This window comes from Bradyrhizobium lablabi (genome assembly GCF_900141755.1).
Taxonomy (GTDB): Bacteria; Pseudomonadota; Alphaproteobacteria; order Rhizobiales; family Xanthobacteraceae; genus Bradyrhizobium; species Bradyrhizobium lablabi_A.
This window is the reverse complement of record NZ_LT670844.1, coordinates 7,017,391-7,041,638: the sequence shown is the minus strand read 5'-3', so window position 1 is coordinate 7,041,638 and position 24,248 is coordinate 7,017,391. Positions and strand designations below refer to the sequence as shown.

21 protein-coding genes and 1 pseudogene are annotated in these 24,248 nt (G+C 60.2%); 11 read left to right on the top strand and 11 right to left on the bottom strand.

What is annotated here, in order from left to right:
* Positions 1 to 151: 151 nt before the first annotated feature.
* From B5526_RS32735 to B5526_RS32725, 3 genes are all read right to left on the bottom strand, one after another.
* Entirely contained in the window at positions 152 to 1,726 is a 1,575-nt protein-coding gene (locus B5526_RS32735) for an efflux transporter outer membrane subunit (protein WP_079543828.1), read from the bottom strand.
* Between the two features lie 108 nt (positions 1,727 to 1,834).
* Positions 1,835 to 3,091, bottom strand: a complete 1,257-nt coding sequence (locus tag B5526_RS32730; RefSeq protein WP_079543827.1) for an efflux RND transporter periplasmic adaptor subunit — start codon at positions 3,089 to 3,091, stop codon at positions 1,835 to 1,837.
* Positions 3,092 to 3,113: 22 nt separating this feature from the next.
* On the bottom strand, positions 3,114 to 6,332 hold the full coding sequence (locus B5526_RS32725; RefSeq protein ID WP_079543826.1) for an efflux RND transporter permease subunit: 3,219 nt from the start codon (positions 6,330 to 6,332) through the stop codon (positions 3,114 to 3,116).
* 324 nt (positions 6,333 to 6,656) lie between these two features.
* Here B5526_RS32725 and B5526_RS39815 point away from each other — a divergent pair, with 324 nt between their 5' ends.
* Together B5526_RS39815 and B5526_RS32720 are read left to right on the top strand one after the other, a co-directional pair.
* A complete protein-coding gene (locus B5526_RS39815) occupies positions 6,657 to 6,812 on the top strand; it encodes a hypothetical protein (protein WP_154071568.1) in 156 nt (51 codons plus the stop codon).
* Positions 6,813 to 7,163: 351 nt separating this feature from the next.
* Positions 7,164 to 7,358: a hypothetical protein gene (locus B5526_RS32720; RefSeq protein WP_079543825.1), complete on the top strand. Its 195-nt coding sequence runs from the start codon at positions 7,164 to 7,166 to the stop codon at positions 7,356 to 7,358.
* On the opposite strand, the gene B5526_RS32715 is transcribed toward B5526_RS32720, so the two are convergent.
* The 5 genes from B5526_RS32715 to B5526_RS32695 form a co-directional block, all read right to left on the bottom strand.
* The gene (locus B5526_RS32715) at positions 7,344 to 8,246 is read right to left on the bottom strand and encodes a LysR family transcriptional regulator (RefSeq protein ID WP_079543824.1); all 903 of its coding nucleotides are present in this window, start codon (positions 8,244 to 8,246) and stop codon (positions 7,344 to 7,346) included. The two genes, B5526_RS32720 and B5526_RS32715, sit on opposite strands and share 15 nt — an antisense overlap.
* A 389-nt stretch (positions 8,247 to 8,635) precedes the next feature.
* Entirely contained in the window at positions 8,636 to 9,169 is a 534-nt protein-coding gene (locus tag B5526_RS32710) for a DUF934 domain-containing protein (protein WP_079543823.1), read from the bottom strand.
* On the bottom strand, positions 9,156 to 10,841 hold the full coding sequence (locus tag B5526_RS32705; RefSeq protein ID WP_079543822.1) for a nitrite/sulfite reductase: 1,686 nt from the start codon (positions 10,839 to 10,841) through the stop codon (positions 9,156 to 9,158). The genes B5526_RS32710 and B5526_RS32705 overlap by 14 nt, the downstream gene beginning before the upstream one ends.
* Positions 10,831 to 11,178 (bottom strand): DUF2849 domain-containing protein, encoded by a 348-nt coding sequence (locus tag B5526_RS32700; protein ID WP_079543821.1) that lies wholly within the window; start codon positions 11,176 to 11,178, stop codon positions 10,831 to 10,833. The genes B5526_RS32705 and B5526_RS32700 overlap by 11 nt, the downstream gene beginning before the upstream one ends.
* Before the next feature lie 19 nt (positions 11,179 to 11,197).
* On the bottom strand, positions 11,198 to 11,971 hold the full coding sequence (locus tag B5526_RS32695; protein WP_079543820.1) for a ferredoxin--NADP reductase: 774 nt from the start codon (positions 11,969 to 11,971) through the stop codon (positions 11,198 to 11,200).
* Positions 11,972 to 12,237: 266 nt separating this feature from the next.
* Between B5526_RS32695 and cysG the strand changes: the two genes are divergently transcribed.
* Positions 12,238 to 13,617, top strand: coding sequence for a siroheme synthase CysG (gene cysG, locus B5526_RS32690; RefSeq protein WP_197688388.1), 1,380 nt, complete (start codon positions 12,238 to 12,240; stop codon positions 13,615 to 13,617).
* Between the two features lie 30 nt (positions 13,618 to 13,647).
* Here the strand turns inward: cysG and fdxA are convergent, their stop codons facing one another.
* On the bottom strand, positions 13,648 to 13,977 hold the full coding sequence (gene fdxA, locus B5526_RS32685) for a ferredoxin FdxA (protein WP_079543819.1): 330 nt from the start codon (positions 13,975 to 13,977) through the stop codon (positions 13,648 to 13,650).
* A 238-nt stretch (positions 13,978 to 14,215) separates the two neighbouring features.
* Here fdxA and B5526_RS32680 point away from each other — a divergent pair, with 238 nt between their 5' ends.
* The 8 genes from B5526_RS32680 to B5526_RS32645 all read left to right on the top strand — a co-directional run bounded on the left by B5526_RS32680 (position 14,216) and on the right by B5526_RS32645 (position 21,648).
* The gene (locus B5526_RS32680; protein ID WP_079543818.1) at positions 14,216 to 14,998 is read left to right on the top strand and encodes a transcriptional initiation protein Tat; all 783 of its coding nucleotides are present in this window, start codon (positions 14,216 to 14,218) and stop codon (positions 14,996 to 14,998) included.
* Between the two features lie 8 nt (positions 14,999 to 15,006).
* Entirely contained in the window at positions 15,007 to 15,999 is a 993-nt protein-coding gene (locus tag B5526_RS32675; RefSeq protein WP_079545740.1) for a molybdate ABC transporter substrate-binding protein, read from the top strand.
* Positions 16,000 to 16,036: 37 nt separating this feature from the next.
* Positions 16,037 to 17,128, top strand: coding sequence for a TQO small subunit DoxD (locus B5526_RS32670; RefSeq protein WP_079545737.1), 1,092 nt, complete (start codon positions 16,037 to 16,039; stop codon positions 17,126 to 17,128).
* 107 nt (positions 17,129 to 17,235) lie between these two features.
* Positions 17,236 to 17,874 carry a glutathione S-transferase family protein gene (locus B5526_RS32665; RefSeq protein ID WP_079543817.1) on the top strand — a complete coding sequence of 213 codons (639 nt, stop codon included), beginning with the start codon at positions 17,236 to 17,238 and terminating at the stop codon, positions 17,872 to 17,874.
* 54 nt (positions 17,875 to 17,928) lie between these two features.
* Positions 17,929 to 18,909 carry an agmatinase gene (locus B5526_RS32660; RefSeq protein WP_244562117.1) on the top strand — a complete coding sequence of 327 codons (981 nt, stop codon included), beginning with the start codon at positions 17,929 to 17,931 and terminating at the stop codon, positions 18,907 to 18,909.
* Between the two features lie 78 nt (positions 18,910 to 18,987).
* Positions 18,988 to 19,647: an HD domain-containing protein gene (locus B5526_RS32655; protein ID WP_079543816.1), complete on the top strand. Its 660-nt coding sequence runs from the start codon at positions 18,988 to 18,990 to the stop codon at positions 19,645 to 19,647.
* 135 nt (positions 19,648 to 19,782) lie between these two features.
* Entirely contained in the window at positions 19,783 to 21,237 is a 1,455-nt protein-coding gene (locus B5526_RS32650; protein ID WP_079545732.1) for a catalase, read from the top strand.
* Between the two features lie 84 nt (positions 21,238 to 21,321).
* Positions 21,322 to 21,648 carry a hypothetical protein gene (locus B5526_RS32645; protein ID WP_079543815.1) on the top strand — a complete coding sequence of 109 codons (327 nt, stop codon included), beginning with the start codon at positions 21,322 to 21,324 and terminating at the stop codon, positions 21,646 to 21,648.
* Between the two features lie 33 nt (positions 21,649 to 21,681).
* Here the strand turns inward: B5526_RS32645 and B5526_RS32640 are convergent.
* A pseudogene (locus tag B5526_RS32640) lies at positions 21,682 to 22,023 on the bottom strand (CbbX protein); the annotation flags it as partial.
* Between the two features lie 450 nt (positions 22,024 to 22,473).
* Positions 22,474 to 23,862 (bottom strand): FAD-binding oxidoreductase, encoded by a 1,389-nt coding sequence (locus tag B5526_RS32630; protein WP_244562116.1) that lies wholly within the window; start codon positions 23,860 to 23,862, stop codon positions 22,474 to 22,476.
* Between the last annotated feature and the right edge of the window lie 386 nt (positions 23,863 to 24,248).

Below are 24,248 nucleotides of genomic sequence, written 5' to 3'. Positions count from 1 at the left end.
CGCCGGCAGCAGAGAGCCTGATGAGGCAGCCAAGACGTTGCGGTTTTGACAAAAACTGGCGCGCCGTTCAGAATAAATCGACGAACTCCTGTAAGAAGCGAACGCGCAGGCTTCACCAGATTCCAGTTTCGAAAAGGCTTCGATCAGCGCATCAGGGTTGGACCTGCGATAAACCCAGATCTGTCGAGATCGGACGCAGTGCGTTGGATTCCCGTGCCGCGGCGGCGATCGCAGGCTCTGGGTTCCGGATCGGCGGAACTGCCTGGTAGTGTTCCCAGCCGCCACCGATTGCCTTGTAGAGGGCGACCAGTTGAACGGCTGCCATCCGGCGGGCGATGACGTATTGCGCTTCGAGTTCAAACTGCTGTCGCTCGGCATCGAGGACGTTGAGGAAGTCCGTCAGCCCTCTCTCATAGCGTTCGGACGAGAGCTTGACTGCGTCAACGGCAGCGCTCCGGGCGCGGGAAAGGCTGTTCAAGCGGTTCTGTTCGGCGTTGTAACCCGCAATCGCCTGGTCTACCTCCTGCACGGCACCGAGCACATTCGCCTTGTATCGAAGCAGCGCTTCGCGAGCCCGATAGTCAGCCACCTCGATACGCGCATCAAGAGTCCCGAAGTCCAGGACCGGCCAGTAGAGCGCAGGACCAATCCCGCCGATGAACGTAATTGGTATTCCGGTCGCTGCACGCGCCCCGCCTTGGCCGCCCACAGCGCTTGTCACAGCCACGCGCGGAAAAAGATCGGCAACTGCAGATCCCATGCGTGCAGTCGCCGCCCCAATTTCGAATTCCGCCTGCTGGATGTCCGCGCGTCGCTGCAACAGGCTGACCGGCAGACCAATCGGAATTTTGGCCGGAAAACGCGGAACGGGTCCATCCATTCTCAATTCTTTGGACAACGTCTCCGGATACTGTCCGAGCAAGACGGCGATGACGTACTGGCTTGACTGGAGCTGGCCCGTGAGCGGTCCGAGGCCGGCCTCGAATGTGGCGAGCTGGCGTTGCGCCAGCGTGACATCGAGTTCGTTTGTGAGTCCCTGACTGAAACGGCTCTGGACAAACTCAAGACGCCGCCGGGCGGATTCGATGTTCCTGCGGGTTACACCGATCTGCGCCTGAAAACCCCGCAGCTCGACATAAGCGCGAGCAACGTTAGCGATGACCGATACGAGAACCGCATCGCGGGCCTTCGCGGCAGCCAGCGCGTCCAAATTTGAGGCTTCGATCTCACGACGCAGCTTGCCAAAGATATCGAGCTCCCACGCTGTATCCAGCCCTCCGGCTTCGTCCACGTGATTATAGCCGGTAGTGTTGCCAGCACTATGCAACGGGTCCGAGACGCGTCCGCGAGTATTGTCCGTGCCGGTTCCATAAGCAGCGCCCGCTGACAACTCGGCGTTCGGAAGAGCCGCGCCAGTCGCGACGAGTTGCGTAGCGCGTGCCTGTTGCAGGCGCGCAAGCGCGATTGCGATATCCGGATTGGCCGCGATTGACCGCTCGACCAGCGAAACAAGTTGAGGATCCCGGAAAGAACGCCACCATTGCGTGAGATCGACGCTTGTCACCGGCTTGGCAGTGGGGGCCGTTGCGATGGCGGCGATGTACCTTCCCGGAAGCTCGGTTTCAGGAGGCTTGAAATCAGGGCCGACCGAGCAAGCCGACAGGCCTGCGGCTCCCCAGCAAGCAATCCAGCTTCTAAATACTCGCTCCGAAAGGAGTGAACTCATACGATCCCCCCGCCATTGTCGAAGGTTTTGACAAATCCTGTTTGATTTCCCTACGCCGTTTTCACCCCACCACGTTCCCCGACTCGCAAATAGCGAAGGCCGTATCCATTACTTTTCCGAAAGCCGAACGCCGAGTTCATGCGCATCAACCTTCATCCCGGAAGCGATTTGGCTGCTCAGATTAAGCGCGACCTTGTCGCCTTCCTTGAGACCGGATTCGATCTGCACGACATCCCCGTCGTCTGCGCCGATCTTGACGTCGCGAAACTCTACCACATTTTTTTCGTCAATGATCGCAACCTGGGGTTTCGGGCGGAACAGCAATGCGGCCGCCGGAACCTGGACGCCGATGGGATTCTTAAGGGCAAAGCTGACTTCTACATACAGCCCCGGTACCAGGCGGGAGTCGGAATTAGGGAGATCGATTTCCGCTCGTAGAGTCCTGGACTGCCGATTGATGGCCCGGGAGGTGCGAGCCACCTTACCGTCGTAATGCTGGCCCGCGTCGCCTCCGACAGTAATACTCGCCCGCGCATCACCAGTGAGAAGATCGTCTGCTGCACTTTGCGGGACATTGACGAACACGCGCATCGGTTCGGTACGGGCAACGCGATAGAGAGCCGACATTCCCGATCCGCTGCCGGCATTCACGAGATCTCCGATGTCGATATCGCGTTCCACAATCGTGCCGTCGAACGGGGCCTTTACCTCCTTGAATTCCGTCAATGACGTTAGTCGATCGACCTCTGCCTTATCAAGAGCGACCTCAGCCTTGGATGCGACCAACTCGGAATCTGCTGCGACAGAGGCTGCCTTTTTCGATTGGCGTTCCTGTTCCGATACAACACCTTGTGGCGAATTGCGCCAACGCTCGTACGTGCTTTTGGCGAAATCGGCGTTGGCCTGCTTGACGTTTACCTCGGCTTGCGCGGCACCTAGCTTGGCGCGGGCGGCCTCAAGCTGGGCGTCGAGTTCAGGCGTTTCTATCAAGGCGAGCGTCTGTCCGTTGCTGACATGGTCGCCAATGTCGACAAACCACTTTTCAACGTAGCCGTTCACTCGGGCATAGATCTTGCTGTCATACCAGGCGGCCGTCTCGCCCGGCAGAACGAGGCGCTGGGTCAGGGGCGATGACTTGGCGGAGACGACGTCGACCGGCAGAGGCCCCGACATCTCCGCCTTTGTCGCTGCGGCTAATTCGCTGGTCTTGTAGCGCCGCTCAGAGTTGACGAAGAAAAATCCGACGACCAACACGCCCGCAAACACAAGAGCGAGAATGCTCATTCGCAACCCTGTGCCGCGCTTATATTCGAGCGGTTCTTGCGATGGCTGTTCGTCATTCGGCGGGATCGGGGTGACCAGCATAGATACCTCGGCTCGAAAATCTCTATCGAATGGATGGAGCTTGCTCGGTTGCAAACCGATCGCTTGACGCTTCTGTCCGTACAGGGCGTCGCAGCAGCCGATAGACGGTCGGCACCAGGATCAATGTTGCGAAAGTTGCAAATAGCAAACCGCCGATGACGGCCCTTGCGAGCGGTGCATTCTGCTCGCCTCCCTCTCCGACGCCAAGACCCATCGGGATCATGCCCAGGATCATGGCGCCCGCCGTCATCAGGACCGGCCGCAATCGCGTATAGCCAGCCGCAATCGCGGCAATAAGCGGGGTGTCGCCAGCCGTCATACGTTGATTGGCGAAGCTGACAACGAGAATGCTGTTGGCGGTCGTGAGGCCGATGCACATCAGGGTGCCCATCAGGGCAGGAACGCTGACATGGGTGCTTGTCAGGAACAGCATCCACATCACGCCGCCGATAGCAAAGGGCACCGCGGACAGGACGATCACCGGATCGACCCAGCTCTGAAAATTGATGACGAGGATCAAGTAGACCAGGACCACGGCCACTGCCATACCGGAAAACAACCCGTTGAAGCTGTTGCGCATGGTTTCCACCTGGCCCGCAAGCGTCACATGGGTCGCCTTTGCTGCAGGTGGCGTATTCGCCGCCAAAACCTTGTCGATGGCTGCGGCGGCCGTTGCGAGATCGATTCCCTGAGCGTCGGCGTTGACGTCGAAGACCGGGCGGATATTGAGCTGCGATGTCACCAGGGGGACCTTCTCGCGCCCAAGCCTCGCAACATTCATGAGTATCTGGCCGCGCTCGCTGCCGCTCCTTGCCAGCACAGGCAAAGTGTTGAGGGCGTCAGTCGAATCCAGGCGGTAGGTCGGCGCCTGAATGACCAGCGGATAGCTAACGGAGTTCTTGGGACTGATCCAGAAATTCGGCGTGGTCTGAGCACTCGAGTTGGTTGTCACCAGGACATTGCTGGCAATCTGTCCCTGGTCCAGTCCGAACTGCTGTGCAATTCCGCGATCAACCGCAACGGTGAGCGCGGGCGCGTCGGGAACCTGGAACACGTGCGAGTCCACAATTCCCGGCACCTGTTTCAAATCCGCGGCGATCTTGGTCGCCAGACTGAAGCTGAAGTCACCGTCGGGGCCGGAAATCCTGATATCGATGGGCGCAGGCTGACCGAAGTTCAATACCTGGTCGACGATGTCTGCTGCCTGGAAGAAGAATTGCATCTCGGGAAATTGCTTTGGCAGTTCGCGCCGCAGGTCGGCGACATGCGCGGCGGTCGGCGTGTGCTTCTTTTTCAAGGACACCAGGATCTCTCCGTCCATGGGCCCGACGGTTGCCGAATCGCTTAATGCGATATTGATGCCGCTGTAGGGCAGCCCGATATTATTGAGCATCGTGTCGATCTGATCGTTGCCGACGATCTTGCGGATTGCGTGCTCGACCTCGGCGAATTGGCGTTGTGTTTCCTCGATCCGGGTTGCCGGCGGCGCGCGCACGTGCAACCGCATCTGCCCGGCATCGACTTGCGGGAAGAAGTCCTGTCCGAGCAAAGGAAACAGCGCCAGGGAACAGACCATCACGATGCCAAAAAACAGCACGGTGACCGCCGAACGCGTGACGCTGAACGCGAGTGCATTCCGATAAACCTCCCGGAAACGGGAGAAACCGGTTTCGAAGCCGTTGTGAATCGCTCTGAAAGGATTGAAAGCACGTCTGGCGGGCGAAGCCTGCGGGTCGGCGTCGTGCTTTTCATGTTGTTCGACCGTGGACCGCATCAAAATGCGAAACAGCAGCGGGACGAGTGTGAACGACAGCAGCAGGCTGGCGATCAGTGAAACGCATACCGACAACGACAGCGGGGAAAACAGATACTTGGCTACTCCCTGCAGCAGAAAGATCGGGACAAAGACGATGCAAATACACATCGTCGACAGGACCGTCGGGATGCTGACCTCACCTGCGCCGTTGACGATCGCATGCACCAGCGGCTCCTTCTGGCCGACATGTCGCTCGATGTTCTCGATCACAACGGTCCCGTTATCTACGAGAATGCCGACGGCCAGGGCGAAACCGCCAAGCGTCATCGTGTTAAGCGTCTCGCCTCCCAGATACATCACCAGCATGGCGGTTATGATCGCCATTGGAATCGTTGCGAGGATGATCAGCGTCAGGCGCCAGTTACCGAGGAAGAGCAGGATCATCAGCGCGGTGAGGCCAGCCGCCATCAGGCCTCCCATCACGACGCTGTTCAGCGCCGCTTTGACAAAAACGGACTGGTCGAAAAGCGGCTTGATAGTTACGCCTTCAGGCAGCAGCCGCCTTATATCGGGAAGGTTGTTCCGGATGCCGTCAATGACGGTCAGGGTCGAGGCGCCCCCGGTTGTGCGAACGGACATCAGGGCGCCGGGTGTTCCGTCGACCGCAACGGAATTGGTCTGTACCTGATAGCCGTCGTGAACATGCGCGACATCCTGAACGAACACCGTGCGGCCATCGATCTGCTTGATCGGAAATTGATTGATCGTGGCGATGACATCGGGGCTGTTGTTCATCGACAGCGAATAGTCCTTGCTGCCAATTTTAACGTCGCCGGAGGGCAAAATGATGTTTTGGTGCTGGAGGGCTTTGGCGACGTCGCTCGCTGTCAGGCCGCGCGCGTTCAGCGCATTCTGATCGAGGTCGGCCATGATGACTCGGGGCTTGCCGCCGTAAGGATAGGGAACTTCGGCTCCCTGCACGACCGCAAGATCAGGACGGATGATGTTCTGCCCGAGGTCGTTAAGCGTCGAGTCGGGCAGCGACGGGCTCGAAAGGCTGAGCTGGATGATCGGTACATCGGTCGCTCCATAACGCAGCACGAGCGGCGGCGTGATGTTAGGCGGCATGTATTTCAGAACAACGAGTGCGCTGCTGGAGAGTTGGGCAATAGCCCTCGTGACATCGGCGCCCTGATGCAGGAAGATTTTTTCAACACCGACACCGTAGTAGCTTGTTGCCTCGATCCGTTCGATGTCATCAACTACTGACGCAAGTTCACGTTCGTGAAGCGTCAGAATCCGGTTCTGGATATCCTGCGCCCCCATGCCGTTGTAGGTCCAAACCACCGCCACGACCGGCACGTCGATTTCAGGAAAGATGTCGATGGGCATACGCGACACGGCGCCGACGCCGAGCAGCACGATCAGGATTAAACTCGAAATAACCGTATAAGGTCGCTTCAACATAAAGGCGACGAATGACATCAGGCAGGTCTCCCGCGGCCGCTGGAAATCGGCCTTTCCAGTATGTCCCGAGGCTCAAACCTATTTGTCGACGCCGATATTGACTGCTCCGTCGTCAAAACTGGAGACCATCAAGCTGCATGAGAGCGCTAACCAGAAATCGCAACGGTGCACCGGAGGGGCCATTAAATTGACTTTTAAGATAGTAAATTCGCGTTGAGTCAGCGGGCATCGTCGAAAGCCATGGGCTTTTCTTTGATTGAGGTGTCCATTTCGGCGTCAGACGATTAGCAGGCACGCGCGTCGCCGGCCATCGGGGGCACGGACGCGCCGCTCCTATGCCCAATGTACGCGCGCGAAGCCAATCAACGGTTTGCCGTCGAGCTCGAGCCCGATCATGGCGAACTGTCCGGCTTCGAAGCTGAACGATGGATGGCGAGTGACAACGAAGCTAAACAAACGGTCGGTCCGGTGCCGAACGTCGACAACTTCTTCGGATAGAGTGGCAGCCAAGGTTTTGCTCCTCGTCGATTGAGTTCCGGTCTGCGGTTGACCTAATTGCCGATGAGGCGCGCTTCCAATCGAATGTTCCGACGGGAATTTCTCGGAGAGAGATTGATTGTTTAGGAACGGCGCCAGGGAAGGTCTGGTCTCGTTCAGTCCGGCCGCGAGAGCGGACCGCTTAGAAGAATGCGTCATCTTGGAAGGTGTGCAGCATTCATCACTACGCGGAAGATTAGCGCACCCACGCCAAGCGCTACGCCGTAACTTCGCAAGGGGCGTGCTCTTCGGAATCGTCATGGCGTACCATTTCGCCACGAACTGGAGACTTCTCGGCCTAAAGCGCTCACGATGACCGAGGCGCAACGTAACTGGCGCATTGCCGCCATTGCGTTGCTTTCTACCCGCTTCATCCAGGGCTTCATTTATTGGCGCGGCGGCTCGCGCCGTTTCATCTACGTACCCTCCAAGCCGGACCCAAGCGCGCCGAGTTGGATGGCGAACAAGTTCCAGACAGTGATGCACGGGCAGCTACGGTGCTCGTGATCGGGCAAAGGGTGCGGTGACCATCGACAGCAGCGCTTCCGCCGCCTTGCTGCGGCAGCGCGCCACGTGCCGCACCACTTGGAAATAGCGTTCCGGCAGATTGAAACGCACCCGATGCAGCAGTCCCGCTTCCAGGCTGGGTGCCGCTATAGACGCCGAGATCACAGTTGCGCCCAACCCTGCCTCGACAGCCGCGCGCAGCGCTTCGTTAGACGGCAGTTCCAGCGCAAGCCGCAATGCGCCGGGAGACACGCCAAAGCCTTGCAGCGCTGCTTCGAATGTCGATCGAGTGCCGGATCCCGGCTCGCGCAGGACCCAGTCGGTTTCGATCAGCCTTTCCGGCTCAAGTCGGTCGATCGTTGACCAAGCGTGCGCAGTGCCGACGACAATCACCGTCTGGTCGCGTGCGACTTGCTCCGTCGTCAGCATCGGATCTTCGATCATCCCCTCGATGAAACCGAGATCTGCAGCGCCCTCACGCACCGCGGCGGCGACCTGCGCCGTGTTACCGATCGTCAGGCGGATGTCGATGCCGGGATATTTGTGGCGGAACGCAACCAGGTGGCGCGGCAGCCAGTAATTGGCAATCGTGTGGCTGGCCTGCACCGCGAGTGTCCCGCGCTTCAAGTCACCCAGCTCCGATAGGACCAGTCCCGCCGCCTCGGCGCGGGCCAGGAGGGCGCGGGCTTCGACGAGGAATAGCGCGCCGGCCTCGGTCAGGTGGACGCCACGGCCGACACGGCAGAACAATTCCACATCATGTCGCGCTTCCAGCGCCGCGATCGCGGCGCTGACGGCGGATTGGGCCACATTGAGCGCTACCGCGGCGCGCGTGACGTGCTGACGTTCAGCAACGGCGACGAATACCCTTAGCTGCTCCAGCGTCATGTGTTTTGCCCCTTTCCGGGCAGAACTGTCTTTCGCATTGTCGTCGCCGTTATCAGACGCCCTTGCGCGAGGCAGCTGCACCTCGCTTGATGTACCTTGAGTCTTGATGAGATAATATTGGGACGATGCTGTCCCCATGAGGTAACTTTCGCGTCAACGGAATGGACGGCAATCGACAACGTCGCCGTGCTCCGGCCATGTCACGATCATCTCGTCCCTAACCATGGTTGAGAACCGCACCTCTCCCAGACTAAAAAGGAATTTGGCTTTGCTCGTGTTCGGAGCCGACGACAATGTCATCAGCATAACGCATGAGGATCATGTCGTCCGTGGCCTCGTGCCGTCGCCAGCGCTCGGCCCAGAGGTCGAATAAGCGTCTCTTGATGGCCTCAGTCCCCGATGAACTGCGGGTCGGTATTCCGCGGCACGCCGACTAGCATCGTTCGGCGAAGGCCTGAGAGGACCGGCTCTTCGAGTGCGGATGGCTGATAGGCGAAGGAGAAGCGGTCAGCCGCTTTCTGCCATGCCGCAGGGTCTGCGCCGTCCTGCATCTCGACAGTAGTGATCCCACAGCGCAGGAGAAACGCGTACTGGTCCGGCAGGATGTTGCCCGTCGCTCTGATCTCGTGACGAAACGCGAGCCGCTCGCGAAGGCTACGGGCCTGAGTAAGGCCGCGCCCGTCCCGAAACGTCGGGAAATTGACAGCAACGAGAGACAGTCGGTCGAGATAGGGCGCCAGAACCTCTGCCGGTTGGTCGACCGGCAGGGCGACGCCGAGACGCAGATGCGGTGCCGTTCGAACGGCCTGGTCTTGCTGCAAGCGAGACAGGCTCAAAATGCTGGGGCCCGAAGGCAGCGCCGCGTCGTCCGCGACTTCCTGCCAGGGATCACTTACGATCCGACCACATTCAAGCAGCGGCAAAGGCAGCCTCCTTGAAGAACGTTGCGCCGAGCCGCTGATAGGTGTCGCGGAAGCGTTCATTTGGGACACGTCGCGCGAGATACGTGTCGATCACCCTCGAGATAACGTTAACGGCTTCGCTTTCAGGCAGAGCGGTGCCGAGAATTTGACCGATCGCGGCGTCCTCCTCTCCGCGACCACCGAACGTCAGCTGAAAGAACTCCTCGCCCTTCTTGTCTACGCCGAGAATCCCGATGTCAGCATTATGGTGGTGGCCGCAGGCGTTGATGCAGCCGGAGATGTTGATCCGAAGGGAACCAATTTGCTGCTGTAGCTCGACATCGGCAAAGCGCTCGCTGATGCGCTGCGCGATTGGGATCGAACGCGCATTCGCCAGTACGCAGTAGTCAAGCCCGGGGCAGCAGACGATATCGGTGATCAGACCGCGGTTCGGAGTAGCCAAGCCAAGCGGTCCCAGTGCCTGCCATAGCGTGTACAGCTCGTCTTGACGCACATGGCCGAGGACCAGGTTCTGGAGATGCGTGACCCGGATTTCTCCGCTGGAGAACCGTTCGGCGAGGTCGGCGATCGCGTCCATCTGCATGGCGCTGGCGTCGCCGGGGATGCCGCCGTTGGGCTTGAGCGATATCACGACGGAAATGTAGCCGGCCGCGCGATGGGGATGGCTGTTCGTCTGAACCCAGAGGTCGAAGGCGGGATCGCGCCGACGGTGCTTGCTCAGCTCTGCCGGAACCTCCTCAGGCGCATCGAGATGTGGCTTGCCAAAGCGCGCACGGATCGCCTCGACGATCTCCGGGCCTAGCCTGTAACGCTCTTTCGGAATGGCCTCGAACTCAGCCTCGACCTTCTCTGCGAAGGCGTCTCGGCCAAGCGCCTGAGCAAGAATCTTGATCCGCGCCTTATAGAGATTGTCTCGTCTGCCATACGCATTATAGACGCGCAGGATCGCTTCCATGTAAGCCAGCAGCTCGTGTTCCGGCAGCCAATCACGCAATTTCATCCCGATCGCCGGTGTCCGCCCGAGCCCGCCTCCGGCGAATACCTCGAAGCCCACGGCGCCGTCGGCACCGGGCTTTGCGATAAGGCCAATGTCGTGGAATCGCGCCGCAACACGATCATGCGGGCTGCCGCTGATGGCGAACTTGAACTTGCGCGGCAGGAACGAAAACTCCGGGTGGAGTGTCGACCATTGCCGCAGGATTTCCGCATGGACGCGCGGATCCAGCAGTTCGTCGGCAGCCGCACCGGCGAATTCGTCGCTCGTGATGTTCCGAATACAGTTGCCGCTGGTCTGGATAGCGTGCATCCCCACCTCGGCCAGTTCGGCGAGGATGTCCGGAGCCTCTTCCAGCTTGATCCAGTTGAACTGGATGTTCTGCCGGGTCGTGAAATGCCCATAGCCACGATCGTAGATGCGCGCAATCCTGGCAAGCCGGCGCAGTTGAGCGGCGCTCAACACGCCATAGGGAATTGCCACGCGCAGCATGTAGGCGTGGAGCTGTAAGTAGAGACCGTTCATCAGACGTAGCGGCTTGAATTCATCCTCCGACAGATCACCGGATAGGCGTCGCTCGACCTGGTCGCGGAATTGCGCGGCACGGTCGTTCAGGAAGTCCAGGTCGACCTGCTGATAACCATAGGTACCGACCGGCAAGATTGCGTCAGCTTGCATGAACGGTTGCTCCCCTCGCCTGCTGGCCGAGGTCTGGTCGCACGCTTGGACCAGCCGCGCGAATCCGCTCGCGCTCGGTGACCGGGACCGTGCAGGGGTATGCGGGGTCAAGCTCGACACCATAGACGTCGAGCACGACCCGCTTCTCCTCGAACATGCGAGCGCGGACAATCACCTCGTCGATGATGCCGTTGTCGAATACTTCAGCGGCGGCGATGTCTTCCACCCAGTGTCCTCCTGGCGCGAGCCACACGACCTGGCCGTCACGGAGGCGGTTCGCCGTCACGACGCTGGACCGTCCAGGTTGGCGTCGATTGTTTCTAACTTCGAGACCCATGGTCGGTGCCTTCTCTTTCTCAATGCTCTACGAACGCCCGTTCGACCGCGTATGTCCCAGGCGTATTGGACGTGCTGCCGGTAAATCCCCAATCGCTGAGTAATGCCTCAAGGTCGCTCAGCATCGCGGGGCTGCCACAGAGCATGACGCGGTCGCATGCAGGGTCGAGCTGCGCGAGCCCGAGATCGCAGGTCAGTGCACCGTCTGACAGAAGGGTGGTAATCCGTCCCTGGTTGCGAAAAGGCTCCCGGGTAGCAGTCGGGTAATACAGCAGATGTTTCGCTGCGAATTCCCCGGTGAGCTCTCCATTCCGCACCTCATCCACAACGCAGGTACTGTAACCGAGTTCTGCGACTTGCCGGCAACAGTGCACGACGATAACGCGCTCGAATCGGGCGTAGGTTTCCGGCGTCCGTATGATGCTGGCGAACGGAGCGAAGCCGGTTCCGGTGCCCAGCAGGAAAAGGTTACGACCCGGCAACAGATTATCTGCCATCAAGGTGCCAGTCGCCTTGGCTCCCAGGAGAAGCGTGTCGTCGACATCCAGATGCTGCAGACGCGATGTGAGAGGGCCGTCCGGGACCTTGATACTGAAAAACTCGAGATGATCGTCAAACGGTGCACTGGTCATGCTGTAGGCGCGCATCAATGGTTTGCCGTCGAGTTCGAGCCCGATCATGGCGAACTGTCCGGCTTCAAAGCGGAACGACGGATGGCGAGTGACAACGAAGCTAAACAAGCGGTCGGTCCAGTGCCGAACGTTGATAACTTCTTCGGATAGAATGGCAGCCAAGGTTTCTTCTCCTCATCGATAGAGTTCTTGTCTGCCGTCGACCTAGTTGCCGATGAGGCGCAATTCCAATCGAATGTTCTGAAGGGACTGTTCTCGGAGAAAGATTGGTTGTCTGGGAAAGGCGCTGATTAATGTCATCGCAATATCAGATTGGACGGCGAGACCGTGCGCTACCAAAGATGCAAGAGAGAAAGAATCTGCGGCGTTGTCGCGCGAAGGCGGTCACGGCACCTCACGGCAAAGCAACCGGCGGCAATAGGAGTCGTATGATGCGCCACTACCCCATCTTTATGGACCTGCACGAACGACGTGCCCTCGTGGTCGGTAGCGGAGAAGTGGCCGAACGCAAGGCCGAGGCGCTGCGCCGTTGCGGCGCTCTGGTAGACATCCATCCAGCCTTCGACCCGCGCGCGCTCGATGGCTGCGCTCTCGCCATCGGCGCAGAAGCGCCCGAGGCCGATCTGCGTGCCTTGTCCGCAGAGGCGCGCGCCCGCGGGATTCCAGTCAACATCGTCGACCGCACCGAACTCTGCAGCTTTATCACTCCCTCAGTGATCGACCGCGATCCAGTGACAGTCGCTGTATCCTCCTCCGGGACAGCTCCGGTGCTCGCCCGCATGCTCCGCAGCCGCATCGAGGCCATGATACCGCCCGCCTATGGTCGGCTGGCGGCCCTTGCAGATCGTTTCAGGGCCAAGCTGCGCCGACACATTCCCGACATAGCGATGCGCCGGCGCGTGCTGGAAGATATCTTCGCGGGCCGCGTCGCCGACCTCGTCTTTGCCAATCGTGACAGCGAAGCGGCCGCCCTGTTCGCAGACAAGCTCGGCAACAGCGGTCCGGCCTCGCGGTCCGGGATGGTCTACCTGGTTGGCGCCGGGCCGGGAGCAGCCGACCTGCTGACCTTGCGCGCGCAGCGCCTGCTCGGCGAGGCTGACGTCATCGTTCACGACCGTCTCGTGACGGATGACGTGCTGGACATGGCGAGGCGCGACGCTGCCCGTATCAATGTCGGCAAGGCACGCGCAAATCACTGCATGAAGCAGGCCGACATCAGCTCGTTGTTGGTCCGACTCTGTCGGGAGGGCAAGCGGGTCGTGCGCCTCAAAGGCGGTGATCCCCTTGTCTTCGGACGCGGCGGAGAGGAAGCGGAGGCGCTGGAGCATGCGGGGGTCGCATTCGAGATCGTGCCCGGCATCACCGCGGCTCTCGCCTGCGCGGCCCAGGCCCGCATCCCGCTCACCCATCGCTGCGCCGCGCGCAGCGTCACCCTCGTCACAGGCCATACCTGCAATGGCAGCCTCGATATCGATTTCCAGGCCGCTGTTCAGTTTGGCGGCACGCTCGCAATCTATATGGGGATAGCCACGTTGCCGCTGCTGCGCGACGGGCTTGCAGCGGCGGGACAGGATCCGCTCACGCCGGCAGCCCTGGTCGAATGGGGCGGCACCCGGCGGCAGCGCACTTTGTTCGGAACGCTCGACGAGTTGGTGGAGCGCGCGGTTGTCCGGTCCACGGGCGGTCCTGCTCTCGTTCTGGTTGGCCCTGCCGTCGGGGCGGGCGGTACCCTTCACGAGGCCGGCTCTGGCCAACGCGGAGTTGCAAGAAGCCAATGTCTCTTAGTATGCCCTTCTGCTTGTACCTAGGCGTGCAAGCGCGAAAGGCAGGCGCTGCTGCTACGCGGCTGGTTGAGCGGAAAACAGCTTGCCCTTGTCGGACTTATCCTTCCACTCGTCCGCATCGGTTGGCGGCTCGCCCTTGCGGGTAATTCTCGGCCATTGTCCGGCATAGGTCGCATTGGTTTCGGCCCAAGCCGACGCGCGGTCGTCGCTATCGGGGACGATCGCCTTGGCCGGGCACTCCGGTTCGCACACGCCGCAATCAATGCACTCACTGGGGTTGATCACGAGCATGTTTTCACCGGCGTAGAAGCAGTCAACTGGGCAGACCTCGACGCAGTCCATGTATTTGCAGCGAATGCAGTTCTCGGTGACCACATAGGTCATGGCTTATCCTTTTCTAGGTGGAAAGGCTGACCCGCGGACGGGGGTTTCTGCAGGTGTGGGTAATTTGAGTGCATATCGCTCGCAGTTCCAATCTGCATTTCGGATCGGTTCGATCGCAACGTTTCGTTGGTCGCCAGCGCCCTCAGCATTACTTCGACCTCAGAGACGACACAGAGACGGAGTTGTCGCGAGGAATTCGATTGTTCGCGAGCTCCCTCGTATCCCAAAGGAGTATGGAATGTCTGTTGATACTGGACGACGGAACGCACTTCTCGGATTCAGCTCCGTAGCTCTCGGCGTAGCCGCTCTGGCTGCCGGCCCGGCTCACGCCGAAGCAGGCAACAGCGTGGTCCCGCAGGGCGCTCACGCGTTGCCTGAACTCATGGAGCGTCTCCGCAAGGCTCCGCGCAGGCGGGACTTCCAGACGGTGCCGATGATCCTCGATCACCCGGACCTGTGGGACGACACCGCGTTGAAAGAAGTGATTGCCTATCGCGATACGCCCAAACAGGTCTGGGATAACACGGACATTGGAAGCCCCTGGATGAATCTCATGCGCAATTCGCTCAATGCGCAGGTGTTCTCCTTCGGGCATCGCAACTTCCTGACTGTTTCGGCCACGCACGGCTCCGCGCACCTGGCGCTGTTCGACCAGGATATGTGGGACAAATACAGGCTCGCCGAGATGGCAGGTGGCGACATCAAGACGAACACGCTCATCGTCCGGAAGGCCGCGCCGTCGGAGCTTTCCGACTTCGAGAACCCCAAGAGCGTGTTCGGGCCTGCCGGCAACACAATCCCGGTGCTGCAGAGTCGTGGCGTCGTGTTCATGGCCTGCCACAACGCGATCTGGGAAGTGACGGGAAAGCTATTGGCAAAGGGCGTGAACCCCGATCGGCTCTCGCACGAGGCGGTCGCAGCCGAGCTCACCAATCATCTCATCGACGGCGTCGTGCTCACGCCCGGGATCGTCGCGACGATCCCCGAGCTGCAGCAGGCCGGCTTCCGCTACGTGAAATGAGGATCACCATGCACAAGAGATCATTCCGCACCGCTCTCGCGGCGGCCGCCTTTTTGATGCCAATCCTGGCTACGCCGACCTTCGCCGCGCAGCCTGCTCCCCAGGCCGACGTGTTTCCACCCTGGCAGCACGGCGAGAACAACGATGCCACCAACCGCGGCCTCGAGTTCACGGTTACTCAGGTCGACGACCTCGCCGATTTCCACGGCGACATCACCGATCCGAAGCTCGTGCTCTACGTCGGAGGCAACTATTTTTTCGCGATGGCGCCGCTCGTTGCGGAGTTCGAGAATGAACATCCCGACTACAAGGGGCGAATCTATTGGGAGACCATTCCGCCGGGGCTGCTCGTCAAGCAGATCGAGGCGGGTGGCACGATCACCTCCGGGAACATGACCTGGACGGCGAAGCCGGACGCTTATTTGGCCGGTCTCAAAAAGGTCGACGCGCTTATCGGCCAAGGACTGCTCGCCGACCCCGCGGTGCCTTACGCCACCAACACGCTCACGATTATGGTGCCCAAGGGCAACCCCGGCCACGTGACCGGTCTCGCCGATCTTGGAAAACCCGATGTCCGTCTCGCCATGCCTAACCCCGAATTCGAGGGAATTGCGAGGCAGATCGAGGCGTCGCTAAAGAAGGCTGGCGGGCAGGCGCTCGCCGACGCGGTCTACAAGACCAAGGTGGCCGACCGCAGCACCATCCTCACTCATATCCACCATCGTCAGACACCACTCTTTCTGATGCAGGGGCGTGCCGAGGCCGGTGTCACATGGCAATCCGAAGCGATGTTCCAGGAGCAGGCGGGACACCCGATCAGCTATGTCGACATCCCGGCCAGCGAGAACACAACGGCCATATACGCCGGCGCGGTGGTGAAGGGCGCGCCACACAAGGAGGCAGCCAAGCTCTGGCTTTCCTTCGTCCACTCGCCCCAGGCGCTGTCGATCTTCGAGCGCTACGGGTTCAAGCCTTACACTGGCAAGGCGCCAACCGATTGAATCACGTGACTTCGCAACATAGGAGACGAACGTGAACATGCATGCAACCACCCTCGACCGAATCGCTGAGCAAGCGCCCACCATGACCGAAGCGCAACGCAACTGGCGCATTGCCGCCATCGCGTTGCTTTCGATCCGCGTCATCCAGGGCTTCATTTATTGGGGCGGCGGCTCGCGCCGTTTCATCTACGCACCTTCCAAACTAGACCCAAGCGCCCAGAGTTGGATGGCGAACAAGTTCCAGACAGCGATGCCAGGAGCCTTGTTAGGCACCGATCATCTGATCAGCTTCATGCTGACGCACTTCTACCTGCTTTATGCCGGCGTCATTCTGTTCAGCGCTGCCGAGCTTATCGTCGGAGCGATGCTCATGACGGGGCTGCTGACTCGCCTTGCGGCGCTGTTCTCGATGGGCTTTTCGGTACTGCTGATGCTGATGTTCGGCTGGCAGGGCGCCACCTGCATCGACGAGTGGACGATGGCGGCCTGTAATCTGGCGATGGGTGCGAGCCTGCTGCTCGCGGGCAGCGGCGCCTACTCGCTCGACAATGTCTTGCTTCAGCGCAACCCCGCTCTGGCCGGAAAACGATGGTTCCGCTGGGCGTCGGGCAGCCTTCCACTGCCTCAGACCGATGGCGGCTTCAGGACGCTGGCGTTGGCCGTGCTCGCATTCGTCGTGATCTTCGACGTCGGCACCTACAACTACTATCGCGGCTCGGTAGTGACACCTTTCCACAGCGGACCAGTCAGCCCGACCAAGCATCACCTGGCATTGAGCCGCGCGGAGCTTCTCCCGGATGGCGGAGTGCGCTTCCACGTCTATCTTGATGCCGGCACGCCGGAGGCCGCAGCGCATGTGGTCGCGGCTGACCTGCTAAACAGCGAAAAGCACTCTGTCGCGGATTGGAACGCAGCCCAACTGTCCGAACTGCCGAAGACAGACTTCGCGAACGACTATGCCTACAACAAGTTTGAGCCCGGCCCGTTTGGGATCCGAGCCAAAATGGGAGCTGCCGCCACTGTGACATTACCCGTGCCTGCTTCCGGTACAATTGCCGGTGCGAGGTACGTACAGCTGACGGATGTAGACGGCCAGACCTTCTCCGCGACACTCGGAAGTAACCCGTAACGCCAGATGCGCGCAGGATGCCGCGGCGCGGCATCCTGCGTTGATGGACCCCTTTTTTGAGCAGCAGAAATCTAGAGTCCTCGTCCAAACGCGAACCAGGAGTAACGATGTACCAACTTCACCACTTTCCAAGCAACGCCAACGCAGCACCGCACATGGTGCTCGAAGAGTTCGGCCAGAAGTACGACCTTGTACTCGTTGACCGTGTAAAGAATGCGCAGAAATCGAAGGACTATCTGAAGATCAATCCAAATGGTCGCATTCCGACTCTGGTTGATGGTGATCTCGTAATGTTCGAGGCCGCTGCGATCGTTCTCCACCTGGTTGATCAGCATCCAGAAGCAGGCCCCGCACCCAAGGTCGGGACGCCGGAACGTGCCAAGTTCTACCAGTGGATGATCTTCCTGACGAACTCGCTGCAGGAAGAGCTGATGATCTGGCAATCTCCGGACCGCCTGACCGGTACCGACGTTGCCGCGACGGAGGTTGTAAAGCGGGGCGCAGAGAAGCGCGCTGGTGCCTACCTTGACGTCATCCGACACCTCAAAGAGAACGGGCCGCTCTTCCTCGGCGAAAAGCTGAGCGCTGCCGACTTCTACCTCGTCCTGCTCGCCCGCTGGCCGCGTCCGATGACGAGCCCGCCGCGGTCGCGGCCTGCCATCGCACGGCTGCTCGACAAGGTCACAGCCCTGCCCTCCGTCCGCCGCCCCTATGCGCGCGAGGGCGTCACCGACGAAATCTGCTGAGCCCCGACGACCGATCAACCGAGACGCGTTCTCTTTTGAAGAGAGGAAATTGCAATGGACACGCAGATGATCAGCCGGAATATGCCGGAGCGGATGGACCTTCCCTTCGTCGGCCTCGCCACCTTTGCGGGCCAGCCGGCCTGTACAGACTGGGACAAGCTCGACGGCGCCGACGTCGCCGTTCTCGGCGTGCCGATCGATACCGCGTCGAGCTATCGCGTCGGAACGCGCTTCGGGCCTCGCGCGATCCGCGAGATGTCGATGTTCTACGGCTTCGGTCCGGAGGGCGTCTTCGATTTCGAGGACGAGGTGACCTATCTCACCGCGGAAGAAGCCAAGACCGTCGACGCCGGCGACAGTGACGTGATCTACGCCGACACCAAGCGCAGCCTGGCAAACGCTGAACTGGCAGTCCGCGCGCTGCTCGACGCCAAGACGATGCCGTACATTCTCGGCGGTGATCATGCCATCACCATGGCGACGGTCGCGGCCTACTCGAACGAGAGGCCGTTCCACATCGTGCATCTCGATGCGCATTTCGACTTCATTGACTCGCGCAACGGCATCACCTGGGGCCACGGCAGTCCGATGCGCCGAGCCTCGGAGATGACGCATGTCAAGGGGATCACGACGCTCGGTCCCCACAACATGGCCTCGGTTAGCAGGAAGGACTACGAGGCAGCGAAAGCCTATGGGACGCATGTCGTTCCCTTGAGGAAGTTTCGAGCGATCGGCGCGAAAGCGGCCCTTGCCCATATCGCCGACGGCGAGCACGTCTATGTGTCGATCGATATCGACAGTTTCGATCCGTCGATCGCGCCGGGCACCGCGACCATCAGCCATGGCGGCTTCACCTATTACGAAGCCAAGGAGCTGTTGCGCGAGGCCGCGAGGCGCTTCGAGGTGGTCGGCGTCGACTTTGTCGAGGTCTCGCCGCCGTACGATCCGTCCGGAATCACCTCGCTGCTCGCCGCACGGACCAGCCTCGATTTCATCGGTTCGATCTTCCACCAACGCGCCAAGCGGCGCGCCTGACATCGATCACGGCAGCCACCGTGATGATCGCTGCTCAGAACATCCATTCGACCAAGATCAATCAGAAGGAGACGTGCAATGAATATCGATCTAAAACTCAATATCGATCTTGCGGGAATCAAAATTCCCGACAGCAAGCTCGCGCGTGAAATAACGGAGCTGGTGCGGGACACCGAGTCGCCGTTGCTGTTTCATCATTCCAGCCGCGTCTATTACTGGGGCGCTCTGGCAGGCAAGCGTCGCGGACTGAGATTCGATCCCGAACTGCTTTATGCAGGCGCGATGTTCCACGACATGGGCTTGACCCATCAGCACAGCAGCACGCAGGAACGCTTCGAGGTTGACAGCGCAAATACCGCCCGTGACTTCCTGCGAAGCCACGGAGTCCATCAACAAGACGTTGAAACTGTCTGGACCGCGATCGCCTTGCACACGACGCCGGGCATCCCCCCGCACATGCACCCGGTCGTAGCTCTAGTGACGGCCGGCGTCGAAATGGATGTGCTTGGTCTCGCTTATTCCGAATTCGGCGATGCGGAGCGCGAGGCGGTGGTGCATGCACATCCGCGTAACGCGCGTTTCAAAGAAGACATCATCCAGGCCTTCTACGACGGCAACAAGCACAAGCCGGAGACGACCTTCGGCAACGTCAACGCCGACGTACTCGCGGATAGGGACCCGCACTTCACCCGCGTCAATTTCTGCAGCGTGATCCGCGCTTCCGCCTGGCGAGGGTAAACCTCTCCGCGTCCTCCAATCGATAATTCAAGCGCTGAGGCTTTCGGAAGCATCGGTCAGACAGCATCGGCCGGCGGCGACGCGCGAAATCTCGCATTTCAGGAGTCCACTATGTCCAAAACCCAGGAGCCCACCATGTCCAAAACGAAGCGATTTACCAATGCCACCGGCGCGCCGGTAGCTGACAATACCAACATCATGACCGCCGGTCGGCGCGGCCCGGCGCTGCTCCAGGATATCTGGCTGATCGAAAAGATGGCGCATTTCGACCGGGAAGTAATCCCGGAGCGGCGCATGCACGCCAAAGGCTGGGGCGCCCACGGTACCTTCACGGTCACGCACGACATTACTCGGTACACCAAGGCCAAAATTTTTTCCAAGATCGGCAAGCAGACTCCGATGTTCGCCCGCATCTCGACGGTCGCCGGCGAGCGCGGCGCGGCCGATGCGGAACGCGACATCCGCGGCACCGCCCTCAAGTTCTATACCGAGGAGGGCAACTGGGACATCGTCGGCAACAACACGCCGGTCTTCTTCTTTCGCGACCCGCTGCGGTTCTCGGACCTCAACCATGCCATCAAGCGCGACCCGCGCACCGGGCTGCGCAGCGCGGACAACAATTGGGATTTCTGGTCGCTGCTCCCCGAGGCGCTGCATCAGGTCACCATCATCATGTCCGATCGCGGCATCCCGAAGAGCTTCCGCAACATGCACCTTTTCGGCAGCCATACCTTCTCGATGCTCAATGCCGCCAATGAACGTGTCTGGGTCAAGTTCCACTTCCGCACCCAGCAGGGAATCGCGAACCTCACCGACGCGGAGGCCGAGGCCCTCGTCGCCAAGGATCGCGAAAGCAACGGCCGCGACCTGCTCAACGCGATCGAGGCGGGCGACTTTCCGCGCTGGACGCTTTTCATTCAGGTGATGACTGACGCCCAGGCGAAGACTCATCGGCACAATCCCTTCGACGTGACCAAGGTCTGGCCGAAGGCGGAGTATCCGCTGATCGAGGTTGGCGTGATGGAGCTCAACCGTTACCCGGAGAACTTTTTCGCGGAAGTGGAACAGGCCGCCTTCTCGCCCGCCAACATCGTGCCCGGCATCGGCTTTTCGCCCGACAAGATGCTTCAGGGCCGGCTGTTCTCCTATGGCGACACCCAGCGCTACCGGCTTGGCATCAACTTCAACCACATCCCGGTCAACGCGCCCCAATGCCCGTTCCAAAGCTATCACCGCGACGGCAAGATGCGGACCGACGGCAATCTGGGCGGGACGCTCACTTACAATCCCAACAGCGCCGGACTTTGGGATAACCAGCCCGATTTCGCCGAACCTCCGATGCCGATCGAAGGCGACGCGGCGCACTTTGACCACCGCGTTGACGACGATCATTGGGAGCAGCCCGGCAATTTGTTCCGGAAGATGACGCCTGCACAACAAAAGCTGCTGTTCGAGAACACCGCGCGACAGGTCGGACAGGCTTCCAAGCACATCCAAGAGCGGCATGTCGCGAACTGTGCCAAGGCGGATCCGGCCTATGGCAGGGGTGTTGCCGACGCACTCGTCAAGTTCGCCGACGGCGAACTCTAACACGACCGGGGCGGCGAGCTCGCTCTCGCCGTCCTCCCAAACCAAATAATCGAGTGGGTCAACCACCGACAGAGAACAGAGAAAATGACTGAGATTCAAAACGTCGCTATTGGGGACACGGTCAGACACCAGATCGTCATTAGCCCAAATCCAGGTGCCGACGCTGGTCGTGGTCGGGAGGAAGACATCATCCTACCGGACGAGACTCGAGCGCTGGCTGCGGGCATTTCCGAACAGCATGCTTTCGGTCGCCTTATTGCGATCTCCTTGCCGGTTGGAAACTGGATAGTTTTCTACTCATTCGTTATCGACCACGATATCCCGTTTGCGTATGAACGGCCGCTTTGCGCCAAAAGCGGCCGGTCAGAATCGATCGTCGATTCAGCCGGGCCAAAACGAAACAGGCGTTAGGACTTTAAGCTTCGAGCTCGCACCACGTCGACTTCACCCGCCAGAGCTGCTCAAGAACACCCGGCTGGCAGGGACATCGGATACCTCCAGCGACATGATGTCGTCGGCGGTCAGCACGCGGTCGAGATCGGCGACGAGGCGGCTGGCCTGGCGCAGCCGCATGCGGTCGAGCGCGTTGCGGATCGAGCGCGCGTTGGAAAATAGCGGCTGGGTCTTGCGCAGCGCGATGTGACGGATGAACGCGTGGCGCGCGTCAGGGCTGAACCCGTAGTTCATGCCGTGCAGCATTAATTCCGAAATCGCCAGTGTTGCGGGATGAGAGATCTTGTCAGGCTCATTGTTTGGATGGTCGCAGATCTGTTTCGGTCGTGACCGGGACGGAGCCTATGGTGAGGTCCTTATCCGCAGACTCCGATCGATGGGCATTCGCGACCGACCAACATCGCCGCGTTCCCCGTGGCAAAACGCATATGCTGAAAGGCTGATCGGTTCGATCGTTCGATCCGACGGGAACTACGTTGTTGTGTTAGGCGAGCGACACCTCCGTCACATCCTGCTGTCCTACAATGAGGTACCTACGCATCTATCGTTGAACAAGGATGCGCCGGCGCCGCGCCCCATTCAGAGCGCTGGATTTACATTCTTTGCCGTCCGATCTTGGGTGGATTGCACCACCAGTATGTCCGGATTTGATTTACGACAGACACAGGCTGTCAATGCCGGGCGAGGACCGCTACGCCGCCGCAATAACGATCTGGGCAAAGCCGGTCACCCGCCCGCGGTTTTCGCGATCAGGCAATGCGCAAAAGCACGGCGCCGAGAGGATCAGCGTCTAGGCTCCACGTTTTGGTTGAGGCTGAAGAAGTTTGTCGGATCGTACTTGGTCTTGAGTTCGACCAGTCGTGCGTGATTGCTCCCAAACGCGCCCCGGACAAGATCCGGGTCTTCATCCCCGAGGAAATTCAATAGGTAGGCTTTGCTTGAATAGGGTTTCAGCGCTTCCGAAAAAGCACGCGCCCAGGTGGTATGTTTTTCGCTCTCGGCAGGATCGATCCACTTCGCCTCGATGCCGACATTATACCCCGCCTGCCGCTGTGCAAACGCCGTGTCGGCGTTGCCGACTCTACCCACTTGTCCGTTGAACAATTGTATGAGGACGTGGGTCAGCGGAGACTCCGCGCGATTACCATGCTCGACGATCAGATCGATGGTTTCATCGCTGAGCTCATTCAAGAAAGTCGATTTCCAATAGTTGTGGACGTTGTCCGGGCTCGCTTCATCGGCAAGTCTCTGCATGACCGGAAACGGCATCGGCTGGATTGCGTCGAGGAGCGGCGAACCGAATGCCCGCAGCGGCTTGAGGACGCGTTCGCCCTCAGCAAGATCGCCGCAATAGCAGGCCATCACGGCGACGGCAGGCATACCCTCCGGCGTTGATATCAGGCCGGCATACGCCGTCAGTTCCTCCGGAGCGGACGCCATGAAATCGCGGTAATAGCGAAATACAGCCGCCGCCTGGGGGCGCGCATGAACGATGACGCCCCCCAGCACAGTCGAGACCGGATGCGCTTGGAACAGGAAAGAGGTCACGATGCCGAAATTCCCTCCCCCACCGCGTAGCCCCCAGAACAGGTCCGCGTTTGTCTCGGCATCAGCGGTGACGATCGCGCCCTCGGCGGTGACGACTTCGCAGGAGAGGACGTTGTCGCAGGTCAGCCCGTATTTGCGCACCAGCCATCCGACGCCGCCGCCAAGCGTTAGGCCGGCGATGCCCGTTTTCGAGACGACGCCGGACGGGACGGCCAAGCCATGCAGATGGGTTTCGCGATCGACCTCGCCCAGCAGCGCTCCCGCCTGCACGCGCACCGTCCGCAGCTCTGGATCAACGGAAACGCCATTCATCGCCGAGAGATCGATGACGATACCATCGTCGCACAGGGCCCGGCCGGCGACGTTGTGACCGCCGCTTTTGACGGCGACGAGAAGATTGTTCGCGCGCGCAAACTTCACCGCGCGAACTACGTCCACTACCCCCGAACAGCGGGAGATCAAGCCGGGATGCTTATCGATGCTCGCATTCCAGATGCGTCGAGCCGAGGAGTATCCGGCATCGCTCGGTAGCAACACTTGCCCCTGGAATCCATGTCTGAACGCCTCGATAGTCGCCTTGTCTACGGCAGTGCCATCGCGCCGCCTGAACTTCGGAGTGACCACGTTGTTCCTTGTAGAAATGAACAGAGGCGGGGACGAGAACATAGGTGGCGCGTATTACACGGTGATTACAGGACTAAGCCGCCGCGTTGCAGATGTAACCAGCGCCTCTCCCGAAAAAGGATCGGATTGCTGTGTGACAAGTAAACGGCGGGCACACCGCTCGGCGATGGGTCCGTACGTTCGGTAATCTGATCGATCTCCACAATCAGGATACGCACGAAGTGGGCGAGCTTCCTCGCCGATCTAAAGCAGCAGTGATGGAAGCGCTCAAGATTTCACCTGGCGCCGTAAAACTTCAGGACCTGACGCGGGAGCGTCAGATTGAGTTTGGAAGGAAGCGTGCAAACAAGGTGCCGAGCCAGCGACGCTATCGGATCCGTAGCCAT

Excerpts from the sequence above, each read along its gene's own strand:
- B5526_RS32735 (WP_079543828.1), bottom strand. The coding sequence starts at position 1,726 with ATGAGTTCACTCCTTTCGGAGCGAGTATTTAGAAGCTGGATTGCTTGC.
- B5526_RS32730 (WP_079543827.1), bottom strand. The coding sequence starts at position 3,091 with ATGCTGGTCACCCCGATCCCGCCGAATGACGAACAGCCATCGCAAGAA.
- B5526_RS32725 (WP_079543826.1), bottom strand. The coding sequence starts at position 6,332 with ATGTCATTCGTCGCCTTTATGTTGAAGCGACCTTATACGGTTATTTCG.
- B5526_RS39815 (WP_154071568.1), top strand. The coding sequence starts at position 6,657 with ATGTACGCGCGCGAAGCCAATCAACGGTTTGCCGTCGAGCTCGAGCCC.
- B5526_RS32720 (WP_079543825.1), top strand. The coding sequence starts at position 7,164 with ATGACCGAGGCGCAACGTAACTGGCGCATTGCCGCCATTGCGTTGCTT.
- B5526_RS32715 (WP_079543824.1), bottom strand. The coding sequence starts at position 8,246 with ATGACGCTGGAGCAGCTAAGGGTATTCGTCGCCGTTGCTGAACGTCAG.
- B5526_RS32705 (WP_079543822.1), bottom strand. The coding sequence starts at position 10,841 with ATGCAAGCTGACGCAATCTTGCCGGTCGGTACCTATGGTTATCAGCAG.
- B5526_RS32700 (WP_079543821.1), bottom strand. The coding sequence starts at position 11,178 with ATGGGTCTCGAAGTTAGAAACAATCGACGCCAACCTGGACGGTCCAGC.
- cysG (WP_197688388.1), top strand. The coding sequence starts at position 12,238 with ATGATGCGCCACTACCCCATCTTTATGGACCTGCACGAACGACGTGCC.
- fdxA (WP_079543819.1), bottom strand. The coding sequence starts at position 13,977 with ATGACCTATGTGGTCACCGAGAACTGCATTCGCTGCAAATACATGGAC.
- B5526_RS32680 (WP_079543818.1), top strand. The coding sequence starts at position 14,216 with ATGTCTGTTGATACTGGACGACGGAACGCACTTCTCGGATTCAGCTCC.
- B5526_RS32675 (WP_079545740.1), top strand. The coding sequence starts at position 15,007 with ATGCACAAGAGATCATTCCGCACCGCTCTCGCGGCGGCCGCCTTTTTG.
- B5526_RS32670 (WP_079545737.1), top strand. The coding sequence starts at position 16,037 with ATGCATGCAACCACCCTCGACCGAATCGCTGAGCAAGCGCCCACCATG.
- B5526_RS32665 (WP_079543817.1), top strand. The coding sequence starts at position 17,236 with ATGTACCAACTTCACCACTTTCCAAGCAACGCCAACGCAGCACCGCAC.
- B5526_RS32660 (WP_244562117.1), top strand. The coding sequence starts at position 17,929 with ATGGACACGCAGATGATCAGCCGGAATATGCCGGAGCGGATGGACCTT.
- B5526_RS32655 (WP_079543816.1), top strand. The coding sequence starts at position 18,988 with ATGAATATCGATCTAAAACTCAATATCGATCTTGCGGGAATCAAAATT.
- B5526_RS32650 (WP_079545732.1), top strand. The coding sequence starts at position 19,783 with ATGTCCAAAACGAAGCGATTTACCAATGCCACCGGCGCGCCGGTAGCT.
- B5526_RS32645 (WP_079543815.1), top strand. The coding sequence starts at position 21,322 with ATGACTGAGATTCAAAACGTCGCTATTGGGGACACGGTCAGACACCAG.